Source organism: Klebsiella sp. SWET4 (assembly GCF_024296565.1).
Lineage (GTDB): Bacteria > Pseudomonadota > Gammaproteobacteria > Enterobacterales > Enterobacteriaceae > Klebsiella > Klebsiella variicola.
In genome coordinates, this window is the sequence record NZ_JANCOB010000006.1 from 65,287 (window position 1) to 91,703 (window position 26,417).

The 26,417-nt window shown below is 61.0% G+C and carries 24 protein-coding genes; 10 read left to right on the top strand and 14 right to left on the bottom strand.

Annotated elements, in window-relative coordinates:
• Window positions 1–127 precede the first annotated feature (127 nt).
• Window positions 128–550: a universal stress protein gene (locus NKJ21_RS15185; RefSeq protein WP_016161535.1), complete on the top strand. Its 423-nt coding sequence runs from the start codon at window positions 128–130 to the stop codon at window positions 548–550.
• Here the strand turns inward: NKJ21_RS15185 and NKJ21_RS15190 are convergent.
• Window positions 547–1,461 (bottom strand): LysR family transcriptional regulator, encoded by a 915-nt coding sequence (locus tag NKJ21_RS15190; RefSeq protein ID WP_181404843.1) that lies wholly within the window; start codon window positions 1,459–1,461, stop codon window positions 547–549. The two genes, NKJ21_RS15185 and NKJ21_RS15190, sit on opposite strands and share 4 nt — an antisense overlap.
• Window positions 1,462–1,581: 120 nt before the next feature.
• Between NKJ21_RS15190 and NKJ21_RS15195 the strand changes: the two genes are divergently transcribed.
• Together NKJ21_RS15195 and NKJ21_RS15200 are read left to right on the top strand one after the other, a co-directional pair.
• A complete protein-coding gene (locus tag NKJ21_RS15195) occupies window positions 1,582–3,393 on the top strand; it encodes an adenine deaminase (protein WP_110227615.1) in 1,812 nt (603 codons plus the stop codon).
• A gap of 2 nt (window positions 3,394–3,395) precedes the next feature.
• The gene (locus NKJ21_RS15200; protein WP_050887508.1) at window positions 3,396–4,739 is read left to right on the top strand and encodes an NCS2 family permease; all 1,344 of its coding nucleotides are present in this window, start codon (window positions 3,396–3,398) and stop codon (window positions 4,737–4,739) included.
• Here NKJ21_RS15200 and NKJ21_RS15205 read toward each other — a convergent pair.
• A complete protein-coding gene (locus NKJ21_RS15205; protein WP_023323022.1) occupies window positions 4,729–5,628 on the bottom strand; it encodes a LysR family transcriptional regulator in 900 nt (299 codons plus the stop codon). The two genes, NKJ21_RS15200 and NKJ21_RS15205, sit on opposite strands and share 11 nt — an antisense overlap.
• Window positions 5,629–5,811: 183 nt before the next feature.
• On the opposite strand from NKJ21_RS15205, the gene NKJ21_RS15210 reads away from it, so the two are divergent.
• Window positions 5,812–6,129 (top strand): RcnB family protein, encoded by a 318-nt coding sequence (locus tag NKJ21_RS15210; RefSeq protein WP_110227616.1) that lies wholly within the window; start codon window positions 5,812–5,814, stop codon window positions 6,127–6,129.
• Window positions 6,104–6,565 (top strand): GNAT family N-acetyltransferase, encoded by a 462-nt coding sequence (locus NKJ21_RS15215; RefSeq protein WP_022064805.1) that lies wholly within the window; start codon window positions 6,104–6,106, stop codon window positions 6,563–6,565. The genes NKJ21_RS15210 and NKJ21_RS15215 overlap by 26 nt, the downstream gene beginning before the upstream one ends.
• Here NKJ21_RS15215 and apbC read toward each other — a convergent pair.
• A complete protein-coding gene (gene apbC, locus NKJ21_RS15220) occupies window positions 6,562–7,671 on the bottom strand; it encodes an iron-sulfur cluster carrier protein ApbC (RefSeq protein WP_008804054.1) in 1,110 nt (369 codons plus the stop codon). The genes NKJ21_RS15215 and apbC overlap by 4 nt on opposite strands.
• A 153-nt stretch (window positions 7,672–7,824) precedes the next feature.
• Here apbC and metG point away from each other — a divergent pair, with 153 nt between their 5' ends.
• Window positions 7,825–9,858 carry a methionine--tRNA ligase gene (gene metG, locus NKJ21_RS15225; RefSeq protein WP_002912753.1) on the top strand — a complete coding sequence of 678 codons (2,034 nt, stop codon included), beginning with the start codon at window positions 7,825–7,827 and terminating at the stop codon, window positions 9,856–9,858.
• A gap of 110 nt (window positions 9,859–9,968) precedes the next feature.
• Here the strand turns inward: metG and NKJ21_RS15230 are convergent, their stop codons facing one another.
• From NKJ21_RS15230 to NKJ21_RS15240, 3 genes are read right to left on the bottom strand one after another with little or no spacing between them, the layout of a single operon-like run.
• The gene (locus tag NKJ21_RS15230; RefSeq protein ID WP_008804053.1) at window positions 9,969–10,439 is read right to left on the bottom strand and encodes a DUF1456 family protein; all 471 of its coding nucleotides are present in this window, start codon (window positions 10,437–10,439) and stop codon (window positions 9,969–9,971) included.
• A gap of 47 nt (window positions 10,440–10,486) precedes the next feature.
• Window positions 10,487–11,206: a two-component system response regulator BtsR gene (gene btsR / locus NKJ21_RS15235; protein WP_008804052.1), complete on the bottom strand. Its 720-nt coding sequence runs from the start codon at window positions 11,204–11,206 to the stop codon at window positions 10,487–10,489.
• The gene (locus NKJ21_RS15240) at window positions 11,200–12,888 is read right to left on the bottom strand and encodes a sensor histidine kinase (RefSeq protein ID WP_002912760.1); all 1,689 of its coding nucleotides are present in this window, start codon (window positions 12,886–12,888) and stop codon (window positions 11,200–11,202) included. Before NKJ21_RS15240 ends, btsR begins: the two co-directional genes overlap by 7 nt.
• A gap of 229 nt (window positions 12,889–13,117) precedes the next feature.
• Here NKJ21_RS15240 and NKJ21_RS15245 point away from each other — a divergent pair, with 229 nt between their 5' ends.
• A complete protein-coding gene (locus NKJ21_RS15245; RefSeq protein ID WP_002912762.1) occupies window positions 13,118–13,231 on the top strand; it encodes a protein YohO in 114 nt (37 codons plus the stop codon).
• Here NKJ21_RS15245 and NKJ21_RS15250 read toward each other — a convergent pair.
• The 5 genes from NKJ21_RS15250 to bglX form a co-directional block, all read right to left on the bottom strand.
• A complete protein-coding gene (locus NKJ21_RS15250) occupies window positions 13,206–13,943 on the bottom strand; it encodes an ABC transporter permease (protein ID WP_038421536.1) in 738 nt (245 codons plus the stop codon). The genes NKJ21_RS15245 and NKJ21_RS15250 overlap by 26 nt on opposite strands.
• On the bottom strand, window positions 13,927–14,874 hold the full coding sequence (locus NKJ21_RS15255; RefSeq protein ID WP_110227618.1) for an ABC transporter ATP-binding protein: 948 nt from the start codon (window positions 14,872–14,874) through the stop codon (window positions 13,927–13,929). Before NKJ21_RS15255 ends, NKJ21_RS15250 begins: the two co-directional genes overlap by 17 nt.
• Window positions 14,867–16,024, bottom strand: coding sequence for an ABC transporter permease (locus tag NKJ21_RS15260; protein WP_109910076.1), 1,158 nt, complete (start codon window positions 16,022–16,024; stop codon window positions 14,867–14,869). The genes NKJ21_RS15255 and NKJ21_RS15260 overlap by 8 nt, the downstream gene beginning before the upstream one ends.
• Window positions 16,025–16,031: 7 nt before the next feature.
• On the bottom strand, window positions 16,032–16,949 hold the full coding sequence (locus NKJ21_RS15265; protein ID WP_008804048.1) for an ABC transporter substrate-binding protein: 918 nt from the start codon (window positions 16,947–16,949) through the stop codon (window positions 16,032–16,034).
• A 136-nt stretch (window positions 16,950–17,085) separates the two neighbouring features.
• The gene (gene bglX / locus NKJ21_RS15270) at window positions 17,086–19,383 is read right to left on the bottom strand and encodes a beta-glucosidase BglX (protein ID WP_004201601.1); all 2,298 of its coding nucleotides are present in this window, start codon (window positions 19,381–19,383) and stop codon (window positions 17,086–17,088) included.
• A 194-nt stretch (window positions 19,384–19,577) separates the two neighbouring features.
• Here bglX and dld point away from each other — a divergent pair, with 194 nt between their 5' ends.
• Both dld and NKJ21_RS15280 read left to right on the top strand, forming a co-directional pair.
• The gene (gene dld / locus NKJ21_RS15275; RefSeq protein WP_008804046.1) at window positions 19,578–21,323 is read left to right on the top strand and encodes a D-lactate dehydrogenase; all 1,746 of its coding nucleotides are present in this window, start codon (window positions 19,578–19,580) and stop codon (window positions 21,321–21,323) included.
• An 85-nt stretch (window positions 21,324–21,408) separates the two neighbouring features.
• A complete protein-coding gene (locus NKJ21_RS15280) occupies window positions 21,409–21,963 on the top strand; it encodes a GNAT family N-acetyltransferase (protein WP_008804045.1) in 555 nt (184 codons plus the stop codon).
• Window positions 21,964–22,426: 463 nt separating this feature from the next.
• On the opposite strand, the gene pbpG is transcribed toward NKJ21_RS15280, so the two are convergent.
• Together pbpG and NKJ21_RS15290 are read right to left on the bottom strand one after the other, a co-directional pair.
• Window positions 22,427–23,377, bottom strand: a complete 951-nt coding sequence (gene pbpG / locus NKJ21_RS15285) for a D-alanyl-D-alanine endopeptidase (protein ID WP_162542788.1) — start codon at window positions 23,375–23,377, stop codon at window positions 22,427–22,429.
• 188 nt (window positions 23,378–23,565) lie between these two features.
• The gene (locus NKJ21_RS15290; RefSeq protein WP_008804043.1) at window positions 23,566–24,153 is read right to left on the bottom strand and encodes a Yip1 family protein; all 588 of its coding nucleotides are present in this window, start codon (window positions 24,151–24,153) and stop codon (window positions 23,566–23,568) included.
• A 153-nt stretch (window positions 24,154–24,306) separates the two neighbouring features.
• On the opposite strand from NKJ21_RS15290, the gene NKJ21_RS15295 reads away from it, so the two are divergent.
• A complete protein-coding gene (locus tag NKJ21_RS15295) occupies window positions 24,307–24,876 on the top strand; it encodes a DedA family protein (protein WP_008804042.1) in 570 nt (189 codons plus the stop codon).
• Between the two features lie 32 nt (window positions 24,877–24,908).
• Here the strand turns inward: NKJ21_RS15295 and mdtQ are convergent, their stop codons facing one another.
• The gene (gene mdtQ, locus NKJ21_RS15300) at window positions 24,909–26,348 is read right to left on the bottom strand and encodes a multidrug resistance outer membrane protein MdtQ (RefSeq protein WP_008804041.1); all 1,440 of its coding nucleotides are present in this window, start codon (window positions 26,346–26,348) and stop codon (window positions 24,909–24,911) included.
• Between the last annotated feature and the right edge of the window lie 69 nt (window positions 26,349–26,417).

Genomic DNA, 26,417 nt, shown 5'->3' on the forward strand with positions numbered 1-26,417 from the left:
TTTAGCCCTGCAACGACACCCGCGCGGCCATCATGCTTATCAAGCGACCGGGCGGGATTGCATTCCGCTGCTGGCGGGCGGAAAATGATGACATCATGCGCTATTTAGCCTACCGAGGATATACGCCATGGCCGTTTATCACCATGCGCTGGTACTGATTAACAGCAGTCAGGACGGCGTCCCGCTGCTCGAGCATGCCGCCAGAATGGCAGAAGAGAACGGCATGCGCATCACCATCGCCCACATCAGCACCGACTATCGGGCGCTGAACTATGTTTCCGACAGCCTGCGCGACGATCAGGTTTCACAGGAGGTGATCCAGGCCAAGGCCCTGCTCAACGAGCTGGCCTGCACTGTCTCCCTGCAGGTTGAAACCCTCTCGCTGGTGACCACCCGCCGGTTTGAAGACGTGGAAACCTGCGTTCGGCAGCGGCAGATCGATTTAATTATTGCCGGGCACCATAATCGACTGCTGGGCGTCCTCTCCTCACACTCGCTGGAGTACATCAATCACTTAACCGTAGACGTGCTGATCAAGCACCTGCCCTAGCGCAATTCTCCCTGCAGCAGGGAAAAACAGGCTTCGATAAGCGGCGGCAGCGCCTGCGGGCCGCGCATCAGGGCCACCGTACGGGTCAGCGCCGGCTGCTGCAACTGGGCGACCTGGAGCGCCGGGTCCTGCAGATGGGTGGTGTACAGCGCCGGCAGAATGGCCACCGCTAAGCGCGAGCGCACCAGGCCATACAGGGTTTCGATATAGTCCACCTGATAGCGCGTGGTCAGCGTCAGGCGATGGCTCTCCACTAATGCCGCCACCAGCCGTTGAATATTACCCTTCGAGAAGACGGCAATATCCCGCCCCACCAGCTGTTTCCACGGCAAGTGCGCCTGCGCGGCCAGCGGATCGTCACGGTGCAGCACCGCCACAAAGGGATCTTCGCGCAGCGGATAGACCAGCAGTTCAGCAGGCACTGAGCTGTCGATCGCCCCGATGCCGAAATCAATCTCGCCGCGCAGCAGCGCCTGGATAAGCGCATCGTTGGTCTGATCGTGAAATTCAATGCGCAGACGCGGAAAGGCCTTAGCCAGGGTCTGCGGCAGCAGCGGAAACAGCAGCGAACTGACCGACGGCACCAGACCGATACGCACTGTCCCGTCGCCGCCCGCCTCGACGATCTGCTGCATATCGAAAAAGGCCGCCTGCGCTACGCTGAGGATCCGCTGGGCGTGGGGTAAAATCGCCGCCCCCAGTTCAGTCAGGGTGACCGCCGAAGCGGTACGGTTGACCAGCTTGCCGCCGAGCACCGTTTCAATTTGCCGCAGCGCGCTGCTCAGCGCCGGCTGGCTAATCGCCAGCCGACTGGCGGTATCGGTAAAATGGCGCAGCTGGGCCAGGGTGACGAAATACTGAAGCTGTTTAAGAGAGAGCGCGGGCAGACGCTGCCAGGGTTCGTTCATTATCGGGTTCGCTACGGTGGTCCTGCACAATAACCCGAGCTTATCGGGTGATAAATTTATTCATCTGGGCAAACGTTTGCTGTGCCCATAGAGTATCCGCATTATCCTTGTGCCGGAGTGGTTATGTCCAGCAATGCTCAAGTCCGTCGTCGCGCCGTGCAGGCCGCGCGCGGCGAATCCCCGTTTGATCTGCTGCTGGTCGAGGCGCAGATCGTCGATATGGCCACGGGCGAAATTCGCCCCGCTGACGTCGGTATCGTCGGCGAAATGATCGCCAGCGTCCACCCGCGCGGCAGCCGCACCGACGCCCATGAAGTACGTTCCCTGGCCGGTGGCTACCTGTCCCCCGGCCTGATGGACACCCACGTACACCTCGAAAGCTCGCACCTGCCGCCGGAGCGCTACGCGGAAATCGTCCTCACCCAGGGCACCACCGCGGTGTTCTGGGATCCGCATGAGCTGGCCAACGTCCTCGGCGTCGAGGGCGTGCGCTACGCGGTTGACGCCAGCCGCCATCTGCCGCTGCAGGTGATGGTCGCCGCGCCGTCCAGCGTCCCCTCCACGCCAGGTCTCGAAATGTCCGGCGCCGATTTCGCCGGCGCGGAGATGGAGACCATGCTCGGCTGGCCGGAAGTGCGCGGTGTGGCGGAAGTGATGGATATGCACGGCGTGCTGCACGGTAGCGAGCGGATGCAGGAGATTGTCCAGGCCGGTCTCAACAGCGGCAAACTGATTGAAGGCCACGCCCGCGGCCTGAGCGGCGCTGATCTGCAGGCCTACCTCGCCGCCGGCGTCACCTCCGATCATGAACTGACCTCGGCGGACGACGCGCTGGAAAAACTGCGCGCCGGTCTGACGATCGAGATCCGCGGCTCGCACCCCTATCTGCTGCCGGATATCGTCGCGGCGTTAAAAACGCTGCCGCACCTCTCCTCGCAAATCACCGTCTGCACCGATGACGTGCCGCCGGATATGCTGCTGGAGAAAGGCGGGATCATCGCCCTGCTTAATCTGCTGATCGAGCACGGTTTACCGGCGGTCGATGCGCTGCGATTCGCCACCCTCAACGCCGCTCTTCGCCTGCAGCGCCACGATCTCGGGCTGATTGCCGCCGGGCGGCGCGCGGATCTGGTGGTGTTTGATTCCCTGGAGAAACTGGTGGCCCGTGAAGTCTACGTTGGGGGGGAACGGCTGGCCCATGCTGGCCGCCTGCTGAAGCCGATCGCCCCCGCGCCGGGCGTGACGCCGCCGCGCGATACTTTGCCGATCGCCCCCCTCCGCGCCGATGACTTTGTTCTGCGCGTCCAGGGCATTCGTCACGGCATCGCCCGCCTGCGTCATATCCGCGGCGCGCGCTTCACCCAGTGGGGCGAAGTGGAAGTGCAGGTTCGTGACGGGAAAGTCCAGCTGCCCGCCGGCTTCAGTCTGATCTGGGTTAAACACCGCCACGGCCGCCACCAGGCGACACCGCAAATCGCCCTGCTCGAAGGCTGGGGTGAGCTGCGCGGCGCCATCGCCACCAGCTACTCCCACGACTCGCACAATCTGGTGGTGCTCGGGCGCGACGCTGATGATATGGCGCTGGCGGCCAACCAGCTTATCGCCTCCGGCGGCGGGATGGCGCTGGCGCAACAGGGCGAGATCCTTGCCCATGTGGCAATGCCGATTGCCGGCATGCTGTCGGATCTCCCGGCCGCCGAGCTGGCGCGTCAGTTCCGCGAGCTGCGCGATCTGAGTAGCCAAGTCGCCGACTGGGAGCCACCGTACCGGGTGTTCAAGGCCATTGAAGGAACCTGCCTTGCCTGTAACGCCGGGCCGCATTTAACCGATTTGGGTCTGACCGACGGCGGCAGCCGTCAGATAGTCGACCCGTTGATAGCCTGCCGGGAGACCCCGGAGCCAACCGATCAGAACAATAATCCTCAGGGAGCCTGAGCATGGCCGATAACACACTTCACTCATCCGACCGCGCTAACTGGCTGGAGCGCCGCTTTGCGCTGCGCTCGCGCGGCGGTACGCTACGCACTGAATGCCTGGCCGGGATCACCGGCTTTCTCGCCGCCGCCTATTTACTGGTGGTCATCCCGGGGCTGCTGGCGATCGGCGGGATGGACAAAGGCGCCGCCACCACCGGCACCATTCTGGTCTTCGTCGTCGGCTCTCTGCTGATGGCGTTTTATGCCAACCTGCCGTTTATCGTTGGCCCGGGGATTGGCGGCTCGGTGCTGGTGGGAGTGACGCTGGCCGGTAGCGAAGGGATTGGCTGGCAGACTGGCCTCGGGATTGCCTGCTGGTCGGGGATCCTCTTCTTCCTGCTGACCCGCTTTGGCCTGCGCGAAGTGGTCACCCGCTCGGTACCGCAGTCGATCAAGCTGGGGCTAACGGCCTCCATCGGCCTGTTTGTCGCCGTCCTCGGCTTTCGCAATGCCGGGCTGGTGCTGGCCAATGCGAAAACCAACGCGCTGATGCTCGGCGACTTTCTCGCCCCCGGCGCGCTGGTGGCGCTGTGCGGCCTGTTCCTGGCGATAGCCCTGCAGGCGCGTAAGGTTCCGGGCGCGATTTTGTGGGCCATTCTGTGCGCCACGCTGGTGGGCATCCCCTTCGGCGTCACCCATCTGCCGACAAGTTTTATCGACGTTCCCCATTCGCTAACCCCGGTGCTGGGGCAGGTTGACCTGCTGGGGGCGTTAAACATCGCCTTCCTGCCGTTCCTGTTCGTCTTTTTCGCTTCTGAGTTTTTCTCCACCATGGGGACGACGCTGGCGGTGGGCGGCGAGGCGGGGCTGCTGGATGAAGAAGGCAACATGCCGCAGATTAATCGCCCGTTTATGGTCGATTCGATTGCCGCCGCGCTCGGCCCATGGGTGGGCATCCCGGCGGCGACGGCACTGATTGAGTCTTCGGCGGCAGCGGAAGCCGGCGGCAAAACCGGCCTCACCGCCCTGTCGGCGGCGGTAATGTTCCTGCTGATGCTGCTGTTCACGCCGGTGGCGTTGATGATCCCGAAAGAAGCCACCGCCCCAGCGCTGATCCTGATTGGCCTCAACATGTTCAGCGGCCTGCGCAAAGTGGATCTTGGCAACTTCACCGACGGGCTGCCGGTGCTGATGATGGTGATGATCACCCTTATCGCCAACAGCTTCGGCACCGGGATTGCCGGCGGGCTGCTGTTTTACATTGTGATCAAGGCTATCGCCGGCAAGTGGCGGGAAATCCCGATTGGCCTGTGGGTGCTGGCTGTCCCGCTGGGGTATTACTTCGCGACCTTAGTCAGGCATTAAGCCCTTCACAATGTGATTTCACCTCTTCATATAACAAACGCACCGCGGCAGAGAGCTGTTTGCGGTGCGGGCAAATCAGATTCAACGGCACCACATCCCCCTGATAACGCGGCAGCAGGCGCCGCAGGCGCCCCGCCCGCAGATCGTCGCTGACGTCGAGCATCGATTTATAGGCAATGCCCTCCCCGGCCACCGCCAGCCGACGGATCACCTCGGCGTCGTCGCTCATCACCGTGCCGGAGACCTTCTGCTGCTGAACCACTCCGTCGAGGCTCAGCGACCAGCGGTCGAACGGACGGCCGCGCAAAATGTAGATCAACGCATTGTGCTGGCTGAGCTCCTCGAGGGTCTGCGGTTCGCCGTGGCGGGCGATCCACTCAGGCGAGGCCACCAGCACCCGACGATTTTCCGGCGCCACCGGCAGCGAGATAAACGAGGCATCGTCGTTATTACCATAGCGAAACGCGACGTCCACCGGATCTTTAAACACGTCGGTTAGCTGGTCGGAAAAGAGCAACCGCAAACGCAGCGCCGGGTGGCGTTGGCGGAAATCACGGAACAGGGTCAGGAGCAGGTTACGCCCGAGGTCCGACGGCACGGCAATCTGCAACATGCCGCGAACTTCATCGTCCGGGGTCTGGATCTTCTGCAGACCGGCCTCGAGGGTATCGAGCATCTGGGTGGCGTAGGGCAGCCAGGTCTCCCCCTCCGGCGTCAGGCGCAGGCTGCGGGTCGAACGGGCAAACAGGCGAATATTGAGGATCGTCTCCAGACGCTTAATCGCCGCGCTGACCTGCGCCGGCTGCTGCCCGGATTCACGCGCCGCATCGCTAAAACTGCCCAGTGCCGCGGCGCGGACAAATAAGGTCAGATCTTCCAGCCTGAACATGCCGATTCTCCCCTGCTTCAGATTGCTCCCAAAATACGCATCACCGTCGCTGCAACGCAAGCGGCGCAAGACTTGTGCCGTGTTTTGCTTACACTTTTTAAAAATCCAGTGCTTGCCATTTCAGCAACGCATCAGGAATGATACGAGGCTGCTAATTTGAGTCCAGGTAATAATGAGGAAATTATGCGTAAAACAAAAATGATGCTTCTGGGCGTACTTATTGCCACCGCTGGCGCCAGCTGGACGGCTACTGCCGCGGGGATCGATCAGTATGCGCTGAAAGAGTTCACTGCCGATTTCACCCAGTTTCACATCGGCGACACCGTTCCGGCGATGTACCTCACCCCGGAATACAACATCAAACAGTGGCAGCAGCGTAACCTGCCTGCACCGGACGCCGGCAGCCACTGGACCTACATGGGCGGTAACTACGTGCTGATCACCGATACCGAAGGCAAAATTCTCAAAGTGTACGATGGCGAGATCTTCTATCATCGCTGATCCGCGCAACCTCCACGTCCGCCCCGGCGAGCCAGCGGACTCTCCGGCGCTGCGCCAGATCTTCCTGCGGGCGCGCAGTTTATCGTGGACCTGGCTTCCCGCCGCGGCGTGGCGGCTGGAGGATTTCGATGCCGCCACCGCGGATGAACAACTGTGGGTCGCGGAATGCGACGGCCAGCCGGTGGGCTTTGCCGCCGTATGGACCGCCGATAATTTCCTTCACCATCTGTTTGTCGACCCCGACTGGCAGGGCAAACATATCGGCAGCGCGCTGCTGGCGCAGGTTGAACAGAGCTTTACCGCCAGCGGAACGCTGAAATGCCTGATGGAAAATAAAAACGCCCTGCGCTTCTACCAGCGTCATGGCTGGACCATCGAAGCACAGGGCGCGTCGCCCGAGGGCAGATACTGGCTGATGCGCTCGCCGCGGCCTTAAACGGCGCGGAAGGCAATCTCACCCGGGATCACTTCTCCCTGCCAGTACATCTGGGCCGCCACCCGGCCCGCCAGCTGGCGGTAGATGTCGGTAAATTCGCTGTCCGGACGCGCCACCACCGTCGGCGTGCCGTTATCCAGATCTTCCCGCAGCGTAATATGCAGCGGCAGCTGACCCAGCAGCTGGGTGTGGTATTTCTCGGCCAGTTTTTGCGCGCCGCCGGTGCCGAAGATAGGCTCGTGGTGCCCGCAGTTGCTGCAGATATGCATGCTCATGTTTTCCACGATCCCCAGCACCGGCACTTCCACTTTCTCGAACATCACGATGCCTTTTTTGGCGTCGATCAGCGCGATGTCCTGCGGCGTGGTGACCACCACCGCACCGGTCACCGGAATGTTCTGCGCCAGGGTCAGCTGGATGTCGCCGGTGCCCGGCGGCATATCCAGCACCAGGTAGTCGAGATCCGGCCACAGAGTCTCCTGCAGCATCTGCATCAGCGCCTTGCTGGCCATCGGACCGCGCCAGACCATGGCGTTGTCGTCAGTCACCAGGTAGCCGATAGAGTTGGTGGCCAGGCCATACTTGATGATCGGCGCCATATGGGTGCCGTCCGGTGAGGTCGGGCGACTGTCTTCGGCGCCCAGCATGGTCGGAATCGACGGACCGTAGATATCGGCATCCAGAATGCCCACCTTCGCCCCTTCCGCCGCCAGGGCCAGCGCCAGGTTTACGGCAGTAGAAGATTTACCGACGCCGCCTTTGCCGGAGCTGATGGCGATAATGTTCTTCACGCCGTTGACCCCAGGCTGGTTTTTCACGCGCTTGAGGGTCGCGATGCTGTGGGTCAGCTTCCAGTCGATGGCCTTCGCGCCGGTGATGCGCAGCAGCTCGGCGCTGCACTGCTCTTTCAGCACTTCGAAGGCGCTGCTCCAGACGAACGGCATCTGCAGCTCAATATGAACGGTATCGTCCAGCCAGGCGACATGGTGCAGCGCCTTGAGGGCGGTGAGATTATGCTTCAGGGTTGGGTGCTGGAAATTGGCCAGCGTCCCGGCGACCATCGCACGTAGGCGCTCAGGGGATTTGGCCTGGGATTGCGAATTCATCCCGACTCCTTTGTTGTTTTGAGATGCTTTCAGTAATCACAGAGTTTATCACAGCTAACGATTATCCATATATGGGCAGCCATTTATGGCGCACCCACAGCCCTTTTGGTAATATCGGAAGCCCTTTTTACAACAGAAGATGTAATGCTCACTATGACTCAAGTCGCGAAGAAAATTCTGGTAACGTGCGCCCTGCCGTACGCCAACGGCTCCATCCACCTCGGCCACATGCTGGAGCACATCCAGGCTGATGTCTGGGTCCGTTACCAGCGAATGCGCGGCCACGAGGTCAACTTCATCTGCGCCGACGACGCCCACGGCACGCCGATCATGCTCAAAGCGCAGCAGCTCGGTATCACACCGGAGCAGATGATTGGCGAGATGAGTCAGGAGCATCAGACCGATTTTGCCGGCTTCGACATCAGCTATGATAACTATCACTCGACGCACAGCGACGAGAACCGCGAGCTGTCGGAGCTTATCTACACCCGCCTGAAAGAGAACGGTTTTATTAAAAACCGCACCATCTCTCAGCTCTACGATCCGGAAAAAGGCATGTTCCTGCCGGACCGTTTTGTGAAAGGCACCTGTCCGAAGTGCAAATCTCCGGACCAGTATGGCGATAACTGCGAAGTGTGCGGCGCGACCTACAGCCCCACCGAACTTATCGACCCGAAATCGGTGGTCTCCGGCGCTACGCCGGTGATGCGAGACTCCGAGCACTTCTTCTTCGACCTGCCGTCGTTCAGCGAAATGCTGCAGGCGTGGACCCGCAGCGGCGCGCTGCAGGAGCAGGTAGCGAACAAAATGCAGGAGTGGTTCGAATCCGGCCTGCAGCAGTGGGACATCTCCCGCGATGCGCCGTACTTCGGCTTCGAAATTCCCAACGCGCCGGGCAAATATTTCTACGTCTGGCTGGACGCGCCGATCGGCTACATGGGCTCCTTCAAGAACCTGTGCGACAAGCGCGGCGACACCACCAGCTTCGACGAATACTGGAAGAAAGACTCCACGGCCGAGCTGTATCACTTTATCGGCAAGGACATTGTCTACTTCCACAGCCTGTTCTGGCCGGCGATGCTGGAAGGCAGCAACTTCCGTAAGCCGACTAACCTGTTCGTGCACGGCTACGTGACGGTTAACGGCGCGAAGATGTCCAAGTCGCGCGGGACCTTTATCAAGGCCAGCACCTGGTTAAATCATTTCGACGCTGACAGCCTGCGCTACTACTACACCGCCAAGCTCTCCTCGCGCATCGATGACATCGACCTGAACCTGGAAGATTTCGTGCAGCGCGTGAACGCGGATATCGTCAACAAGGTGGTTAACCTCGCCTCACGCAACGCCGGCTTTATCAGCAAGCGTTTCGACGGCGTGCTGGCCGCTGAGCTGGCCGACCCGGCGCTGTATAAAACCTTCACCGACGCGGCAGAAAGCATCGGTGAAGCATGGGACAGCCGCGAGTTCGGTAAGGCAATCCGCGAAATCATGGCCCTCGCCGACGTGGCTAACCGCTACGTCGATGAGCAGGCGCCGTGGGTGGTAGCGAAACAGGAAGGCCGCGACGCCGACCTGCAGGCCATCTGCACCATGGGCCTGAACATGTTCCGCGTGCTGATGACCTGGCTGAAGCCGGTGCTGCCGCAGCTGGCGGCGCGTGCGGAGGCATTCCTCAACAGCGAACTGAGCTGGGATGCCATTCAGCAGCCGCTGCTGGCGCATAAGGTGAATCCGTTCAAGGCGCTGTATAACCGCATCGAGATGAAACAGGTGGAAGCGCTGGTGGAAGCCTCTAAAGAAGAGGTGAAAGCCACCGCGGCGCCGGTCACCGGTCCGCTGGCGGACGATCCGATTCAGGAGACCATCACCTTTGACGATTTCGCCAAAGTCGATCTGCGCGTGGCGCTGATTGAAAACGCGGAATTCGTCGAGGGCTCCGACAAGCTGCTGCGCCTGACGCTGGATCTCGGCGGCGAAAAACGTAACGTCTTCTCCGGCATCCGCTCCGCTTACCCGGATCCGCAGCCGCTGATTGGCCGCCTGACGGTGATGGTCGCCAACCTGGCGCCGCGGAAAATGCGCTTCGGCATCTCCGAGGGCATGGTGATGGCCGCCGGCCCTGGCGGGAAGGATATCTTCCTGTTAAGCCCTGACGACGGCGCGAAGCCGGGTCAGCAGGTGAAATAACAAAAAAGCCGGAGAGTATCTCCGGCTTTTTTTTGCCCGGCGGCACTACGCTTGCACGGGCCGACGGGTTTTGTCGGCCGGGTAAGGCGAAGCCGCCACCCGGCTAAACATCACGCCTTCGGGTGATGCACCCGGTGGGTCAACCCGCGCAGGAAGTTGCGCATAAACTGATCCCCGCACTCGCGGTAGTTTTTATGCTCCGGGGCGCGCATCATGGCGGTGATTTCCGGCACCGACACCCGGTATTTCTGCTCGCTCATGATCGCCTGGATATCGTCCGTTTTCAGCGAGAAGGCGATCCGCAGCTTTTTCAGCACCGTGTTGTTATTCACCCGACGCTCCAGCGCCAGCTCCGGCGCCGAATCATCTTTGCCGCGCTTGTCATAGATAAGGCCGTTGAGGAAACCCGACAGGATAATATCCGGGCAGCGGACAAAACCCTCTTCATCCTCTTTCGTCATCCAGGTATCGAAGCTGGCGGCGGTGGATTCCATATCGGCAAGCGCAAGAATGCGCACCATATCGTTATTATTGGCTTTCAGGGTGTAGCGCAGGCTACGAAGAATATCATTACTGAGCATGAGTGCCTTTTACTGTCGATGTTGCAATGGGGCGCAGTGTAGCAGTTTTACAGGCCAATCGCTTCTTTCAGGCTTTTTAAATAGCGCCGGCTCACCGGCACCGTTTGCCCGGCGCGCATCAGCAGCTCCGCCTGGCCGTTCTCTTCCAGGCGAATCTCCTTCAGGTGCGCCATATTCACCAGATACTGGCGATGGCAGCGCAGCAGCGGCGTGCGGCTCTCGAGGGTGCGCAGGGTCAGCTCGGTAAAGCCCTCTTTTCCCTCGCGATCGGTCACGTAGATGCCGCTCATCCGGCTGCTGACGAAGGCCACATCCTCCATCTGCAGCAGCCAGATACGGCTGTGGCCGGTACAGGGAATGTATTTCAGCGTCTGCCGGGCGTCATCCAGCAGCGACACGTCCTGCAGGCTGCGCTCCTGACGCAGGCGGGCCAGGGTTTTCTCCAGCCGCACGGCCTCAATCGGCTTGAGCAGATAGTCAAAAGCGTGCTCCTCAAAGGCTTTCACCGCGTACTCATCAAAAGCGGTGAGAAACACGATATAGGGGCGATGCTCCGGGTCGAGCATCCCGACCATCTCCAGACCGCTGATGCGCGGCATCTGGATGTCGAGAAACAGCACGTCAGGGCGCAGCTTATGTACTGCGCCAATCGCCTCCACCGCGTTGCCGCACTCGCCGACGATCTCGATATCGCGCTGAGTCTCCAGCAAAATACGCAGGTTTTCCCGCGCCAGCGGCTCATCATCGACGATCAATACTCTCAGCATGCATTCTCCTCCAGGGGCAGACGTAGGGTGACACGGGTAAAGCGCTCCGGCTCGCAGGTGACGCTGATGCCGCAGTCGGCGCCAAAACGCGCCCGCAGACGCCTGTCCACCAGATTCATCCCCAGCCCGCTGGCCTGGGGGTTGGCCCGGTACAGCCCGGCGTTATCTTCGATATCCAGCTGCAGCCAGCGATCGTCCTGGCTGGCGCGGATGGTAATTTCGCCGACGCCAAGATGTTGCGATGTACCATGCTTAATGGCGTTCTCCACGATCGGCTGCAGGGTGAAAGCGGGCAGCTGGTGATGCGCCAGCCCCTCGGGCACCGCCATCTGGATCTGCAGGTTAGCCTGGAAGCGAGCCTTCTCAATCTGCAGATAGGCGTTAACATGCTCGATCTCATCGGCAAGCGTGACAATTTCCGTCGGCCGTTTCAGGTTCTTACGAAAGAAGGTCGACAGATACTGCACCAGCTGGCCGGCCTGATCGCTGTCGCGGCGGATCACCGCCTTCAGCGTGTTAAGCGCGTTAAACAGGAAGTGCGGGTTGACCTGGGCGTGCAGGAGCTTGATTTCAGATTGCGTCAGCAGCGCCTTCTGCCGCTCGTACTGTCCGGCGAGGATCTGCGCCGACAGCAGCTGGGCAATCCCCTCCCCGAGGGTGCGGTTGATCGAACTGAACAGGCGATTTTTCGCCTCATACAGTTTAATGGTGCCTATCACCCGCTGGTTCTCACCGCGCAGGGGGATCACCAGCGTCGACCCCAGCTTACAGTGCGGATGAATCGAGCAGCGGTAAGGCACCTCGTTGCCATCGGCGTAGACCACCTCCCCGGTCTCAATCGCCCGTTGCGTATACGAGGAGGAGATAGGCTTGCCCGGCAGATGGTGATCGTCGCCGATGCCGGTAAACGCCAGCAGCTTGTCGCGATCGGTGATCGCCACCGCGCCGATATCCAGCTCCTGGATCAGCACCTGGGCCACCTTCATGCTGTTCTCTTCGTTGAATCCCTGACGCAGGATCCCCTCGGTCGAGGCCGCCACCTTCAGCGCCGTGGCGGAAAAGGCGGAGGTGTATTTCTCGAACATCGCCCGTTTATCCAGCAGAATGCGCATAAACAGCGCCGCACCGACGGTATTGGTGACCATCATCGGCGCAGCAATGCTCTGCACCAGATGCAGGGCGTCCTGGAACGGGCGGGCAATCAGCAGAATGATCATCATCTGCACCAGCTCGGCCACGAAGGTGATCGCCCCGGCGGTCAGCGGGCTAAAGACCTTGTCCGGCCGGCCGCGTTTGACCAGCACGCTGTGCACCAGCCCGCCCAGCAGCCCCTCAACGATGGTGGAGACCATGCAGCTTAAGGCGGTCATTCCCCCCAGCGAGTAGCGGTGCAGGCCGCCGGTCAGCCCCACCAGCCCGCCGACCACCGGGCCGCCGAGCAGGCCGCCCATCACGGCGCCGATGGCGCGGGTGTTGGCGATGGAGTCTTCGATATGCAGACCGAAATAGGTCCCCATAATGCAAAAAATGGAGAAGGTGACGTAGCACAGCAGCTTGTGCGGCAGGCGAACGGTGACTTGCATCAGGGGGATAAACAGCCGGGTTTTGCTCATCAACCACGCGATGACCAAAAATACGCACATCTGCTGAAGCAGCAGCAACACCAGATCAAACTCGTACATACCCGCAAACCACACATGCCTGAAAGCGCGTACCATACCCTGCCTGGCGAAAACTTTCTTTGAAGCCCTGCATAAAAATGAAAAATGACGGACAGGATCACACTTTTTTCCGGCGCGTTGCGCAGCAAACGCGGCAAAAATCCCGGCGCGGCACGCTAAACCGCAATTAATGTTTCATTAACACCTGCGCTTCACCGTATAATCCCCCTGTTAACATCAGGAGCCTATTATGAAGCCAGCGAAAATCGCGGTCGTCACCCTCTTCTTACTTATGGCCATCGGCGGGATCAGCGGCGTAATGCTGGCCGGCTATTCCTTTATTGTGCGTGGCGGTGTCGGCTGATCCAGCGGGTCAGACGCTCAAACGCGCGGTCGACGATAATCGCCGCCAGCGCCACCAGCAGCGCCCCCTGAACAATATAGGCGGTATTAAAGCCGCTCAGGCCGATGATGATCGGCGTCCCGAGCGTACTGGCCCCCACCGTCGAAGCAATGGTCGCGGTACCAATATTGACGATGACCGAGGTGCGGATCCCCGCCAGTATTACCGGGGCCGCCAGCGGTAGCTCCACCTTATACAGACGCTGCCAGCCGGTCATTCCCATCCCTTCGGCCACCCCTGTCACCCCCGACGGTATCGACCCCAGCCCGGCCAGCGTCCCCTGCAGCACCGGCAGTATGCCATACAGCGCGAGGGCGATGAGCGCGGGCAGCCAGCCAAATCCCAGCACCGGCACCGCCATCGCCAGCACCGCCACTGGCGGAAAGGTCTGCCCGATAGCGGCGATGGTCTCCACCAGCGGGCGAAACGCGCTGCCGGCGGGCCGGGTGACCGCCACCCCTGCCCCCAGTCCCACAACCGTTGCCGCGAGACTGGACGCCACCACCAGCCAGCCGTGATCGAGGGTTAGCGCCCAGAAGCTCTCCTGCTGATAGACCGGCCGCGGCAGCTCCGGGAACAGCCGACTGAACAGCGGCGCGCTGTAGGGCAGCCCTACCAGCAGGCCGATAAACAGCGCGATAAGCCACCACAGCGGCTCACGAAGCGCCTTCATGGCTCGCCTCCTGGCGCAGCAGATCGGCAAAATGCAGCGTGCCGCAGGGCCTGCCTTCGTCATCGACCACCGGCAGCGCCTCGCAGCGCCGGGCGACAAACTGCGACAGCGCTTCCCGCAGGGTCATGGTGACGGTCAGCCCCTCGCCCGCCAGCCGTTCGCCGGGACGCAAATAGTCCCCCACCTCGCGCAGCGACAGCAGGCGCACGCCCAGCTCGCTGCGGCCAAAAAAGGTCTGCACAAAGCTATTTTTCGGCCGCAGGAGCATCTCCAGCGCCGCCCCCTGCTGGACCACCTCGCCCCCGTCCATCAGCACCAGGTGGTCCGCCAGACGCAGCGCTTCGTCAATATCATGGGTCACCAGCACAATCGTCCGCCCCAGCAGCCGGTGGATGCGCAGCATCTCCTGCTGCAGCGCCTCGCGGGTCACCGGGTCGAGGGCGCCGAAGGGCTCATCCATCAACAGCACCTCCGGATCCGCCGCCAGCGCCCGCGCCACCCCCACCCGCTGCTGCTGGCCGCCGGAAAGCTGATGCGGGTAACGGTCGCGCAGCGTCGCCTCCAGCCCTAACAACGCCATCAGCTCGTCGACCCGGTCGGCGATCCTCGCCCGCGGCCATTTTTGCAGCTGCGGCACAGTGGCGATATTCTGCGCCACCGTCCAGTGCGGAAACAGGCCGATGGACTGGATGGCATAGCCCATCCGCCGCCGCAGAGTCAGGACCGGCTGCTGACGGATGTCCTCGCCGGCAAAACGAATAGTGCCCCGGTCCGGCTCCAGCAGGCGGTTGATCATCTTCAGCGTCGTCGACTTGCCCGAGCCGGAGGTCCCCACCAGCACCGAGAAGGCGCCTTCGCGCAGCTCCAGGGTCAGGTCCTTCACCGCCGGGTGGCCGGCAAACACTTTGCTGACCCCTTCAAACTCAATCATTGGCCTCTCCTTTTAGCCAGGCGCCCCACAGGGCGAACAGGGCATCCACCACCACCGCCAGGGCAATGGTCGGCACCACGCCCAGCAGCACCAGATCCAGCGCACTGCTCAGCAGCCCCTGAAACACCAGCGCGCCAAAGCCGCCGGCGCCGATCAGCGCGGCCACTACCGCCATGCCGACGGTTTGCACGCTGACCACCCGCAGGCTGCGCAGCAGCACCGGCATCGCCAGCGGAAGCTGCACCTGACGAAAGCGCTGCCCGGCGCTCATGCCCATCGCCGTCGCGCTCTCCAGGGCGTCCTGCGGCACCTGCTGCAGGCCGGTCACCACCCCGCGCACCAGCGGCAGCAGCGCATACAAAGTCAGGGCGATCAGGGCCGGCGCTATGCCGGTCCCGGAGACGCCCAGCTCGCCCAGCGCCGGGAAATAGCGCGCCAGACCGGCAAGTGGTGCAATCAGCAGGCCGAACAGCGCCACCGACGGGATAGTCTGGATCACATTGAGCACGGTGAAGGCCGGCGCCTGCCAGCGCGGACGTCGCCACAGCCATACCCCCAGCGGCAGGCCAATGAGCAGGCCCGGCAGCAGGGTGCCGAACAGCAAAAGCAGATGCTGGCGCAGGGCGTCGTCAAATACCTCCTGACGGTTGGCATACTCCTTCAGCAGAGAGAGCTGATCGAGCGCCCCGGTAGCAAGCAGGATGATGGGCAACAGCCAGACTTGCGCATTAAGCAGCCAGCGCCACAGCGGCCGGACGGTAAGATGACGGATGGCCTCGCTGGCCAGCAGCAGACAAAGCGCCAGCGACAGCCACAGGCCGCTGCCGGGCGAGGTGCGCGCCAGCGGCGAGCCGTGCCGGGAGAGCTCAAGCGCCGCCTGTCCGCTGCCCCAGATAAGCAGCGGGAAGAGCAGTTCGGCCAGCAGCAGGTGAAGAAGCGGCGCGGCCCTGCCTGGCAGCCAGCAAAGCAGCATCCCGGCAAGGACTGCCGCCAGCTGAACGCCGGCGAGCCAGGGCATCACCTGCCACAGCCCGCGCCCTTCGCCGGAGAGTAAGCGATTCGGCGCGTAAGTGATAAACGGCAGCGCCAGCGTAACCAGCAGCAGACCAGTCAGCAGCAGGCCGACGCGGTGAGTACAGCGAATGGTCACCGGTGGCTTACTTCAGCAGGCCTTTCTGCTGCAGATAATCTGCCGCCACGCGCTTCGCATCCTGGCCTTCCACCGCAATACGGGCGTTCAGCTGCTGCAAGGTTTTTTCATCGAGGCTGGCAAAGACCGGCTTCAGCCAGTCGGCGATCTGCGGGTAGGCTTTGAGCACTGCCTCACGCACCACCGGCGTCGGGGCATAAATCGGCTGCACGCCCTGCGGGTCGCTCAGCGTCTGTAACCCCAGCGCCGCGACCGGGCCGTCAGTGCCGTAGGCCATCGCCGCGTTTACGCCCGAGGTCTGCTGCGCCGCCGCTTTGATGGTCACCGCCGTATCGCCCCCGGCCAGCGACAACAGTTGGTTCTGGTTGAGGTTGAAGCCATACGCTTTCTCAAACGCCGGCAGCGCGTCCGGGCGCTCAATAAACTCCGCCGAGGCCGCCAGCTTAAATTCACCGCCCTGCTTCAGGTAGCGACTGAGGTCGGCCAGCGAGGTCAGGTGATTTTTCTCCGCCAGGTCCTGGCGCACCGCGATGGTCCAGGTGTTGTTCGCTGGCGCCGGGGTGAGCCACACCAGTTGATGTTTCTCCTGGTCGAGACGCTTCACCTTCTCATAGCCCTGTTGGGCATGCTTCCACGCCGGGTCGTTTTCATCTTTGAAGAAGAAGGCGCCATTGCCGGTATATTCCGGATAGATATCCAGCTCGCCGGCGACAATCGCCCCGCGCACCACCGGCGTGGTGCCGAGCTGGATTTTATTAATCGTTTTTACGCCGTGGCTTTCCAGCACCTGCTGGATCATATTGCCCAGCAGCGCGCCTTCGGTATCAATTTTCGAGCCGACCTTCACCGGCTCCGCCGCCTGCAGCGGTAAACTTATCAGGGCGGCCAGCGCCAGCGCACCGGACCATTTCATTGCCATCTTCATCCCGCTTCCCTCAGTTCTTTTGCGCTTCGCTTACAGAAGCTTAAGAGAAAAGCGTAGTCCATTTGCCAGCGATGCGAAAAAGAAAAGGCCGATTAATCGGCCTTTAACGTGTCACGTTGAGCTTAAGGGCTATTCCTTACAACAGTTCAAACTCGCTCTGCTTCACGCGGGCGGAGTCCACGCCGATAAAGACATTGAATTTGCCCGGCTCAGCAACGTATTTCATCTGCTGGTTCCAGAACTTCAGCGCGTCGACGTCAATCGGGAAGCTGACGGTTTGCGTTTCGCCCGGCTTGAGGTTGACCTTTTTAAAGCCGCGCAGCATTTTCACCGGCCGGCTCATGGAGGCAGTGACGTCCTGCAGATACAGCTGAATGACCGTTGCCCCTTCGCGTTTGCCGGTGTTGGTCACCTGCACGCTGGCGGTCACGCTGCCGTCGCGCGGCAGGGTGGCTGACGACATGGTGACATCGGAGACGCTAAAGGTGGTGTAGCTGAGGCCGTAACCAAACGGATACAGCGGGCCGTTGGCTTCATCGAAGTAACGCGAGGTGTACTTGTTCGGTTTCTCCGGATTATACGGCCGGCCGGTATTCAGGTGGCTGTAGTAGGTTGGGATCTGCCCCACCGAGCGCGGGAAAGACATCGGCAGTTTGCCCGACGGGTTATAGTCGCCAAACAGCACGTCGGCGATGGCGTGACCGCCTTCAGTGCCGGCAAACCAGGTCTCCAGCAGCGCATCGGCTTGCTGATCCTCTTTCACCAGCGCCAGCGGACGCCCGTTCATCAGCACCAGCACCAGCGGTTTGCCGGTGGCTTTGAGGGCGGCAATCAGATTGCGCTGGCTCTGCGGCAGGGTGATGTCGGTCCGGCTGGAGGCCTCATGCGCCATGCCCTGCGCTTCGCCCACCACGGCAACCACCACGTCGGATTGCTTCGCCGCCGCGACGGCTTCGTCGATCATTTCCTGTGGCGAGCGCGGGTCAACCTGCACCGCGTTCTCATACAGGTTAAGGAAATCGACGATGCCTTTATCGTCAGTGACGTTCGCCCCTTTGGCGTAAATCACTTTACCGTTATCACCCAGCGCTTCTTTGATGCCGGTCAGGACGGTCACCGACTGGTCGGCCACCCCGGCCGCGGACCAGCTGCCCATCATGTCGCGTTTGCTGTCCGCCAGCGCACCGACCACCGCGATAGTGCCGGATTTTTTCAGCGGCAGCGTATCGAGACGGTTTTTCAGCAGTACCAGACTTTCGCGGGCCACTTCCCGCGCCTCTTTGCGATGCAGGCGGCTTTCCGCGTTGGTGTCCTGCGGGTCAGAATCTTTTGGTCCCAGGTGGCTGTAAGGATCGTTGAACAGCCCCATGTCATATTTGACGTTGAGCACATGACGGGTGGCGTCATCCAGCTCGGCCATGGTCACCTTGCCAGACTTCACCAGCCCCGGCAGGTACTTGCTGTAATACTCGTCACTCATGCTCATGTTGATGCCGGACTTAAGCGCCACGCGCACCGCGTCTTCCGGGTCGGAGGCCACGCCGTGCTTAATCAACTCTTTGATGGCGCCGTGGTCGGAGACCGTGATGCCTTTAAAGCCCCACTGGTCGCGCAGGACGTCTTTCAGCAGCCAGGAATCAGCAGTCGCCGGGGTGCCGTTCAGCGAGTTCAGGGCCACCATCACCGCGCCGCTGCCGGCATCAAGCCCGGCTTTGTACGGCGGCATATAGTCGTTGAACAGGCGCTGCGGGCTCATGTCGACCGTGTTGTACTCTTTCCCGCCCTCCACCGCGCCGTAGGCGGCGAAGTGCTTGACGCTGGTCATCACCGAATAGCGGTCCGCCGGGCTCTTGCCCTGCATCGACTCCACCATCGCCTGGCCCATCATCGTGGTCAGATACGTGTCTTCCCCGAACCCTTCGGAAGCGCGTCCCCAGCGCGGGTCGCGGGAGACGTCGACCATCGGCGCCCAGGTCATGTTCAGGCCGTCATCGGCGGCTTCATAAGCTGACACGCGGCCCACGGTCTTCACGGCGTCAAGGTTAAACGATGAGGCCAGGCCGAGGCTTATCGGGAACACGGTGCGCTGACCGTGCAGCACATCGTAGGCAAAGAACAATGGGATCTTCAGGCGGCTAAGCTGCATCACCTGATCCTGCATCACGCGGATATCCGGCCGGGTGACGGTGTTAAAAATCGCCCCCACCTGACCGTTTTTGATCATTTCGCGGATCGCCTCTTTCGGGTTATCCGGGCCAACGCTTATCAGACGCAGCTGGCCGATTTTCTCGTCTACCGTCATTTTTTTCAGCAGATCGGTGACAAAGGCATCCCGCGCCTGCGGGGTCAGAGGGTGGTTACCAAACAGTTCATCCGCCAGCGCGGGTTGCAGCGCCAGACTCACGGCGACGCCTACAGTGCAGAGCCATTTCATTGTTATCTCGCTTTTTCTCAGACGGGGACTCGGTAAAACATAATAAAAACCGCAGTTTGCCATATATATAAACAACGCGCCCGCAGAATGCTAAGGTTCTTCTCTGATTTTTGCGAAACATTCATGCATCAAATTGTCATACAAAGCGCTATGCTTATCCTCGATATTTCGCGCACCACCACAAGGAGTGGAACATGTCATCTGCACCCACTAATACCCATAAAACGTTTCTGGCGGATCTGGCGCGCCTGGTTGGCCCTTCGCATCTGCTGACCGACCCGGCAAAAACCCAACGCTACCGCAAAGGCTTCCGCTCCGGTCAGGGCGAGGCGCTGGCGGTTGTCTTTCCCGGCACCCTGCTGGAACTCTGGCGCGTGCTCAACGCCTGCGTAGACGCCGATAAAATTATTCTGATGCAGGCGGCCAACACCGGCCTGACCGAAGGTTCGACCCCCAACGGCAATGATTACGATCGCGAGATCGTGATTATCAGCACCCTGCGCCTGGACAAACTGCATCTGCTGGACAAAGGCGAGCAGGTGCTGGCCTGGCCCGGCACTACCCTCTATTCGCTGGAAAAAGCGCTCAAACCGCTGGGTCGCGAGCCGCACTCGGTGATCGGCTCGTCATGCATCGGCGCATCGGTGATCGGCGGGATCTGCAACAACTCCGGCGGTTCGCTGGTGCAGCGCGGGCCCGCCTATACCGAGATGTCGCTGTTCGCGCAGATTGACGCCGACGGCAAGCTGAAGCTGGTCAACCATCTGGGCATTGATCTCGGCAGCACGCCGGAGCAGATCCTCAGCCGCCTCGACGACGAGCGCATCAGCGATAGCGATGTGCTGCACGACGGCCGCCACGCCCACGATCACGACTATGTGACCCGCGTGCGCGATGTCGATGCCGACACCCCGGCGCGCTACAACGCCGACCCGGACCGCCTGTTCGAATCCTCCGGCTGCGCCGGCAAGCTGGCGGTTTTCGCCGCGCGTCTGGATACCTTCCCGGCGGAAAAACGCCAGCAGGTGTTTTACATTGGCACCAACCAGCCGCAGGTATTGACCGAGATCCGCCGCCATATCCTCGCCGAGTTCCAGCATCTGCCGGTGGCCGGGGAATATATGCACCGCGATATTTACGATATCGCCGAGAAGTATGGCAAAGACACCTTCCTGATGATCGACAAGCTCGGCACCGACAAAATGCCGTTCTTCTTCACCATGAAGGGGCGCACCGACGCGATGCTGGAGAAAGTCTCGCTGTTTAAGCCGCACTTTACCGACCGCTTTATGCAGAAGCTCGGCCACGTCTTCCCGGCGCACTTACCGGAGCGGATGAAAACCTGGCGTGATAAATATGAACATCATCTGCTGCTGAAGATGGCCGGGGATGGCATCGAAGAAGCGCAGCGCTGGCTGACGGAATACTTCCAGCAGGCCGAGGGGGATTTCTTCGCCTGTACGCCGGAGGAAGGCAGCAAGGCGTTTCTGCACCGCTTTGCCGCCGCCGGCGCGGCCATCCGCTATCAGGCGGTGCATGCTGACGAAGTGGAAGATATTCTGGCGCTGGATATCGCCTTGCGCCGCAACGATACCGAGTGGTTCGAACATCTGCCGCCGGAGATCGACAGCCAGCTGGTGCATAAGCTCTACTATGGCCACTTTATGTGCCATGTGTTCCATCAGGATTACATCGTCAAGAAAGGGGTCGACGCCCACGCTCTGAAAGAGCAGATGCTGGCGTTGCTGAAAGCGCGCGGCGCCCAGTACCCGGCGGAGCATAACGTGGGTCATCTGTATGAGGCCCCGGAGAGCCTGCAGCAGTTCTATCGCCAGAACGATCCGACCAACAGCATGAACCCGGGGATTGGTAAAACCAGTAAGCAGAAATACTGGGGTGAAGCGGCACCAACGCCGGTCTCCCCGGCAGATCCGCAATAATCAGCGGCAGGACTATTCAGCCTGGCGCTTCTGTATTACGCTGCACGCCGGAGAATGTCTCTCCGGCAGATTCAGGAGCGCCGCCATGCCCGCAGAGGCCCCGTTACTCGACAGTGATTTAGAAATTCGTGAAGCGCTGCCCGACGATGCGCACGCCATCGCCGCGCTGTATGTCTGGCACGTGCTCAATGGCCGCGCTTCCTTTGAAGAGATCCCCCCTACCGTTGACGAAATGCGTAAACGGATCAAAACCGTCCGCGATAACGGGCTGCCCTGGCTGGTGGCGCTGTGGCGCGGCGCCATCGTCGGCTACTGCTACGCCACCTTCTATCGGCCTCGTCCGGCCTATCGCTACACGCTTGAGGAATCGATCTACGTGGAATCCGGGATGGGCGGGCGCGGCATCGGCAGCGCGTTGCTGTCGCGGCTGATCGCCGAATGCGAGAAAGGCCCGTGGCGGCAGATGCTGGCGATCATTGGCGATGGCCATAACAATGCCGGTTCGCTGGCGATCCATAAAAAGTTTGGTTTTACCGTGGCGGGTCAACTGCGCAGCGTGGGCTACAAGATGGGCGACTGGCGAGATACGTTGATTATGCAGCGCGCGCTGGGTGACGGCGACTGGACGCTGCCGGAGTGATATACGGCGTCAAATCCCCGGCTCGCGGCGTAAACGCCTTAGCCGGGCTACCGTTCAGCGCGGTTCCGGAGAGGCGTCAGCCGCCATCCGGCACAAACACCGGCACTCGGCCTGATTGCCCGGCGGCGCTGCGCTTGCCGGGCCTACGAAAGGGGCGAACCCGGCGCCAAATCACGTAGCCCGGATAAGGCGCGAGCCGCCATCCGGCACAAACGCGGCACGGTGTCGGGTATATTGCCCGGCGGCGCTGCGCTTGCCGGGCCTACGAAGGGGGCGAACCCGGCGCCAAATCACGTAGCCCGGATAAGGCGCAATGCGCCGCCATCCGGCACAAACGCGGCACGGTGTCGGGTATATTGCCCGGCGGTGCTGCGCTTGCCGGGCTTGCGAAGGGGGCGAACCCGGTGCCAAATCACGTAGCCCGGATAAGGCGCAATGCGCCGCCATCCGGGGGACAGGCAGATTAATCGTTCTGCGCGGTCTGCGCGCCGCCTTTCAGCATCGCCTCTGCCATCTGCGCTTCGCGCTGCTTTTTATAGCTCAGCGCCGAGGCGGGTACCGGCATCACCTTCCCGGTTTCAATCCAGGTCCGCAAGCGGCTGGCGTCGGCGAAGTGGGTGTATTTACCGAAGGCATCCATCACCACCAGCGCCACCGGGCGTTGGTTAATCACCGTACGCATAATCAGGCAGTGGCCGGCAGCGTTGGTGAAGCCGGTTTTAGTCAGCTGGATATTCCAGTTATCGCGATACACCAGATGGTTGGTGTTGCGGAACGGCAGGCTGTAGGCCGGATGGGCGAAAGTGGCGGTCTCTTCTTTGGTGGTGCTCAGCTGACCGATCAGCGGATACTGCTCGCTGGCGATCAGCAGTTTGGTCAGATCGCGGGCGGTGGAGACGTTATGCACCGACAGGCCAGTCGGCTCCACGTAGCGGGTATGAGTCATGCCCAGCGCCTGGGCTTTGGCGTTCATCGCGCGAATGAAGGCATCGTAGCCGCCTGGATAGTGATGCGCCAGGCTGGCGGCCGCGCGGTTCTCGGAAGACATCAGCGCCAGCAGCAGCATCGTGCGGCGGCTGATTTGGCTGTTGAGGCGCACGCGGGAGTAGATCCCCTTCATTTCCGGCGTATGGCTGATATCCACCGTCAGCATCTCATCCATCGGCAGATGGGCATCGAGCACCACCATGGCGGTCATCACTTTGGTGATTGACGCCATCGGGCGCACCAGATCCGGCTGGCTGGCATAGATGATTTTTTTGGTGGCCAGATCGACGATCATGGCGCTGCCGGAGGCGATATCCGGCTGCGAGGCGGCAACCGCCACGGAGGTTTTTGCTAACGCCTGGGGCGCAAAAGGCACAGCCAGCAGCAAGGTCAGGCTGAGCAAAGAGACTCGAAATTTCGGCATCATGGGCATTCTGAAAAGTATTTTTGCACGTTATGGAACGTACGCCGCGAGGTTAAGTGGGCAACATCGCTGGCAAACGCCATCATACCGCGCCGTAAGGCCCTGTGCCTAATAAGAATCGTGAAGAAATGCTGCATTGCCGACACAAAATACATATTTGCCGGCAATGCATATTATCCAGTGACGTGCGATCAGAAGAGTCGGTAACCATACCCCCACAGTACCACGGTGATCGCCAGCAGCACTTCCAGTACCAGCACTCCGATGGCCAGCGTCGAACTGGCGAAGCTTAAACCCTCTTCCCGGTTAATGCTCAGGAAGGTCGGGATGCCCAGATAGAGCAGATAGCCGGTGTAAAACAGCGCGATGGTACCGATCAGCGCGCACAGCCAGACCAGCGGATAGAGCGCCACAATCCCGCTCAGGAACAGCGGCGTGGCCACATAGCCTGCAAACACCATGCAGCGTTTCAGCGAAGGCTGCTGCGGATACTGCCTGGCCATCCACCAGATAACCCGCCCCATGATCGCCACCCCGGCCAGCATCACGGCGTAAAACAGTACCGCCAGCGCCAGACCGGTCAACATCGACAGTTTAATAACGGTGCCGTCGCCGAAGTTCCAGCCCAGCTGCGTAGTGCCGATAAAGGCGCACACCACCGGAACCGCCGCCATCAGCAGCACATGGTGCGTATAGTGATGAGAAATGGTTTCATTCTCGCTCTTTATCACGCTCATCTCCCGGTTGGGATGAGCGAAGAGCCCCCAGACATGGTTCATAGCGTCCCCCTTGTCACGGCTTCGTACTGCACTGATCCAAGTATAATTCACCCTGTAGATTATTTTGTGTACAGCGCAAAAAAACTGCGTCGCCGCGTTTTGGTCAGCAGGGTGTATGATTAACAGGTGATGAGATAAGGAGATAAGCTGTTTATGGATATCAATCACCTGATTTCCCAGTATGGCTACGCGGCGCTGATCGTCGGCAGCATGGCGGAAGGTGAGACCATTACCCTGCTGGGCGGCGTCGCAGCGCATCAGGGGTTACTGAAGTTTCCCCTGGTGGTGATCGCCGTCGCCCTCGGCGGGATGATTGGCGATCAGCTGCTCTATCTGGTCGGCCGCCGCTTCGGGGGACGCATTCTGCGCCGTTTCGCCAGCCAGAAGGCGCGAATACGTAAAGCGCAGCGCATGATCCAGCACCGGCCGTGGCTGTTTGTCATCGGCACCCGCTTTATGTATGGCTTCCGGGTAATCGGCCCCCTGCTGATCGGCGCCAGCCGCCTGCCGCCGCGCATTTTCCTGCCGTTGAATATTGTCGGAGCGCTGGTGTGGGCCCTGCTGTTTACCACCATTGGCTATCTCGGCGGCGAGGTGGTTGGCCCGTGGCTGCACCATCTGGACGCCCATCTGAAGCACTGGATCTGGCTGATCCTCGCGGTAGGACTTGTGGTTGCCGCCCACTGGTGGCTCAGGCGGCGAGAAAGGAAGAAGAAAGACTAAACGGCGCACCCGCAGGCGCGCCGTTGCGCCGGTTATTTCACGCTCTGGTGATAGCCGCCGCCGAGAGCAGAAGTCAGCTGAATGCTGGCGTCAATCCACTGGCCGTGCAGGCGCAATGCGGTAATGCGCTCCTGCAGCGCCGGGAGCTTCGCCATACTGACTCTGGAGCCGGGTAAGATCCCCGCCGCCATTCGGGCCTGCGCCAGGTTCACTACCCGCTGGGCGTCTTTTTCAACCTGCTGCTGCTGCTGGCTTTTGGCCATCAGCGTCTCGACCTGGCTGGCGGTTTTCGCCACCTGGTTGACGGCATCCACCACCGCTTTGTTGTACTGCGCTATCGACAGGCTGTTCTGCGCGCTGGCAATATCCAGATTGGCATTGAGGCGGCCGCTGTCAAAGATCGGCAGCGTCAGTCCGGCGGTGACGCCCATCTGCTGCGCCGAGTGACGGAAAAGATCGCTTAAGTGCAGGGCATCCTGCTGCAGGAACGCCATCAGATTGATGTCGGGATAAAACGCCGCTTTCGCCGCGTCCACTTCGCTCAGCGATGCCTCAATGTACCAGTGAGCAACCTGCAGATCCGGGCGGCGCGCCAGCAGCTCATAGCCGAGGGTATCAGGCAGTTGCGCGCTGACCGTCGGCAGGCTGACCGGTTTGAGGTTCAGCGACTGGCTCTGGCTGTTGGTCAGGGCCATCAGGCGCGCTTCAATCTCTTTCATCGTGCCCGCCACGTCCGCCAGCTGCTGGTCGGTTTTGCTGACGTTAATATCGTTCTCCGCCCCTTCGGCGGAGTTGGTGATCCCGCGCTGCAACAGGGCCTTGTCGACCGTCACGATATTATTTTGCTCACCCTTCACCTGCTGCAGCACTGCTTTAATCGCCGCTTCCGTCTGCCACTGCCAGTACAGGCGCGCCACGCTGCCAGAAAGCAATTCGCGGGTCTGGGCCTGCTCCGCCACCTGGGCTTTCAGCTCGCCGATGCGCGCTTTCACCAGCGCGCGGTTTTTACCCCACAGGTCCAGATCCCAGCCAGCGGTCAGGCCGAAGGTGCCGTTGGTGTACCACGGGCCGGTATTGCCGTCGGTGTCGGTGGCGAACGGCCCCATCAGGCCTTCGGCCGACATGCGCTGGCGTTCAACATCGGCGGAGAAATCCATCTCCGGGCCAAGATTCGCCTGCGACATTCGCGCCTGCGCTTCGGCAAGCCTGATGCGCTGTTCGGCAATTTGCATATCCGGCGCATTGGCGAGTGCGCGCTGAATCAGATTATCCAGTTGGGCATCGTGGTAGTCTTTCCACCAGTCGGTCTGCGGCCAGCCATTTTTCACGGCGGCAGGGAGATCCATGGAAACATGGGAGGCTGGAATTTGCTGCTGCGGCGGATTAGCAACCTCATGAGATGGCGCGCAGCCAGCCAGCGCGATGGCCAGGGGCAATGCCGCCAGCACGCTTTTATTTAATATCAATTTCATTAGACAGGTCAGATAACTTAATCAGGTTGGTTATCATAAGTTAATTGAATTAAACGCGTTTAGTAAAGC

Bases quoted from the DNA above. Each gene is read 5' to 3' on its own strand.
- NKJ21_RS15250 (WP_038421536.1), bottom strand. From the start codon at position 13,943: ATGAAGGCGCTTCGTGAGCCGCTGTGGTGGCTTATCGCGCTGTTTATC.
- bglX (WP_004201601.1), bottom strand. From the start codon at position 19,383: ATGAAATGGCTCTGCACTGTAGGCGTCGCCGTGAGTCTGGCGCTGCAA.
- NKJ21_RS15195 (WP_110227615.1), top strand. From the start codon at position 1,582: ATGTCCAGCAATGCTCAAGTCCGTCGTCGCGCCGTGCAGGCCGCGCGC.
- NKJ21_RS15215 (WP_022064805.1), top strand. From the start codon at position 6,104: ATGGCGAGATCTTCTATCATCGCTGATCCGCGCAACCTCCACGTCCGC.
- mdtQ (WP_008804041.1), bottom strand. From the start codon at position 26,348: ATGAAATTGATATTAAATAAAAGCGTGCTGGCGGCATTGCCCCTGGCC.
- NKJ21_RS15255 (WP_110227618.1), bottom strand. From the start codon at position 14,874: ATGATTGAGTTTGAAGGGGTCAGCAAAGTGTTTGCCGGCCACCCGGCG.
- NKJ21_RS15290 (WP_008804043.1), bottom strand. From the start codon at position 24,153: ATGAACCATGTCTGGGGGCTCTTCGCTCATCCCAACCGGGAGATGAGC.
- NKJ21_RS15185 (WP_016161535.1), top strand. From the start codon at position 128: ATGGCCGTTTATCACCATGCGCTGGTACTGATTAACAGCAGTCAGGAC.
- btsR (WP_008804052.1), bottom strand. From the start codon at position 11,206: ATGCTGAGAGTATTGATCGTCGATGATGAGCCGCTGGCGCGGGAAAAC.
- apbC (WP_008804054.1), bottom strand. From the start codon at position 7,671: ATGAATTCGCAATCCCAGGCCAAATCCCCTGAGCGCCTACGTGCGATG.
- NKJ21_RS15240 (WP_002912760.1), bottom strand. From the start codon at position 12,888: ATGTACGAGTTTGATCTGGTGTTGCTGCTGCTTCAGCAGATGTGCGTA.
- metG (WP_002912753.1), top strand. From the start codon at position 7,825: ATGACTCAAGTCGCGAAGAAAATTCTGGTAACGTGCGCCCTGCCGTAC.
- NKJ21_RS15230 (WP_008804053.1), bottom strand. From the start codon at position 10,439: ATGCTCAGTAATGATATTCTTCGTAGCCTGCGCTACACCCTGAAAGCC.
- NKJ21_RS15205 (WP_023323022.1), bottom strand. From the start codon at position 5,628: ATGTTCAGGCTGGAAGATCTGACCTTATTTGTCCGCGCCGCGGCACTG.
- NKJ21_RS15280 (WP_008804045.1), top strand. From the start codon at position 21,409: ATGCCCGCAGAGGCCCCGTTACTCGACAGTGATTTAGAAATTCGTGAA.
- NKJ21_RS15265 (WP_008804048.1), bottom strand. From the start codon at position 16,949: ATGAAGATGGCAATGAAATGGTCCGGTGCGCTGGCGCTGGCCGCCCTG.
- pbpG (WP_162542788.1), bottom strand. From the start codon at position 23,377: ATGATGCCGAAATTTCGAGTCTCTTTGCTCAGCCTGACCTTGCTGCTG.
- NKJ21_RS15245 (WP_002912762.1), top strand. From the start codon at position 13,118: ATGAAGCCAGCGAAAATCGCGGTCGTCACCCTCTTCTTACTTATGGCC.
- dld (WP_008804046.1), top strand. From the start codon at position 19,578: ATGTCATCTGCACCCACTAATACCCATAAAACGTTTCTGGCGGATCTG.
- NKJ21_RS15210 (WP_110227616.1), top strand. From the start codon at position 5,812: ATGCGTAAAACAAAAATGATGCTTCTGGGCGTACTTATTGCCACCGCT.
- NKJ21_RS15200 (WP_050887508.1), top strand. From the start codon at position 3,396: ATGGCCGATAACACACTTCACTCATCCGACCGCGCTAACTGGCTGGAG.
- NKJ21_RS15295 (WP_008804042.1), top strand. From the start codon at position 24,307: ATGGATATCAATCACCTGATTTCCCAGTATGGCTACGCGGCGCTGATC.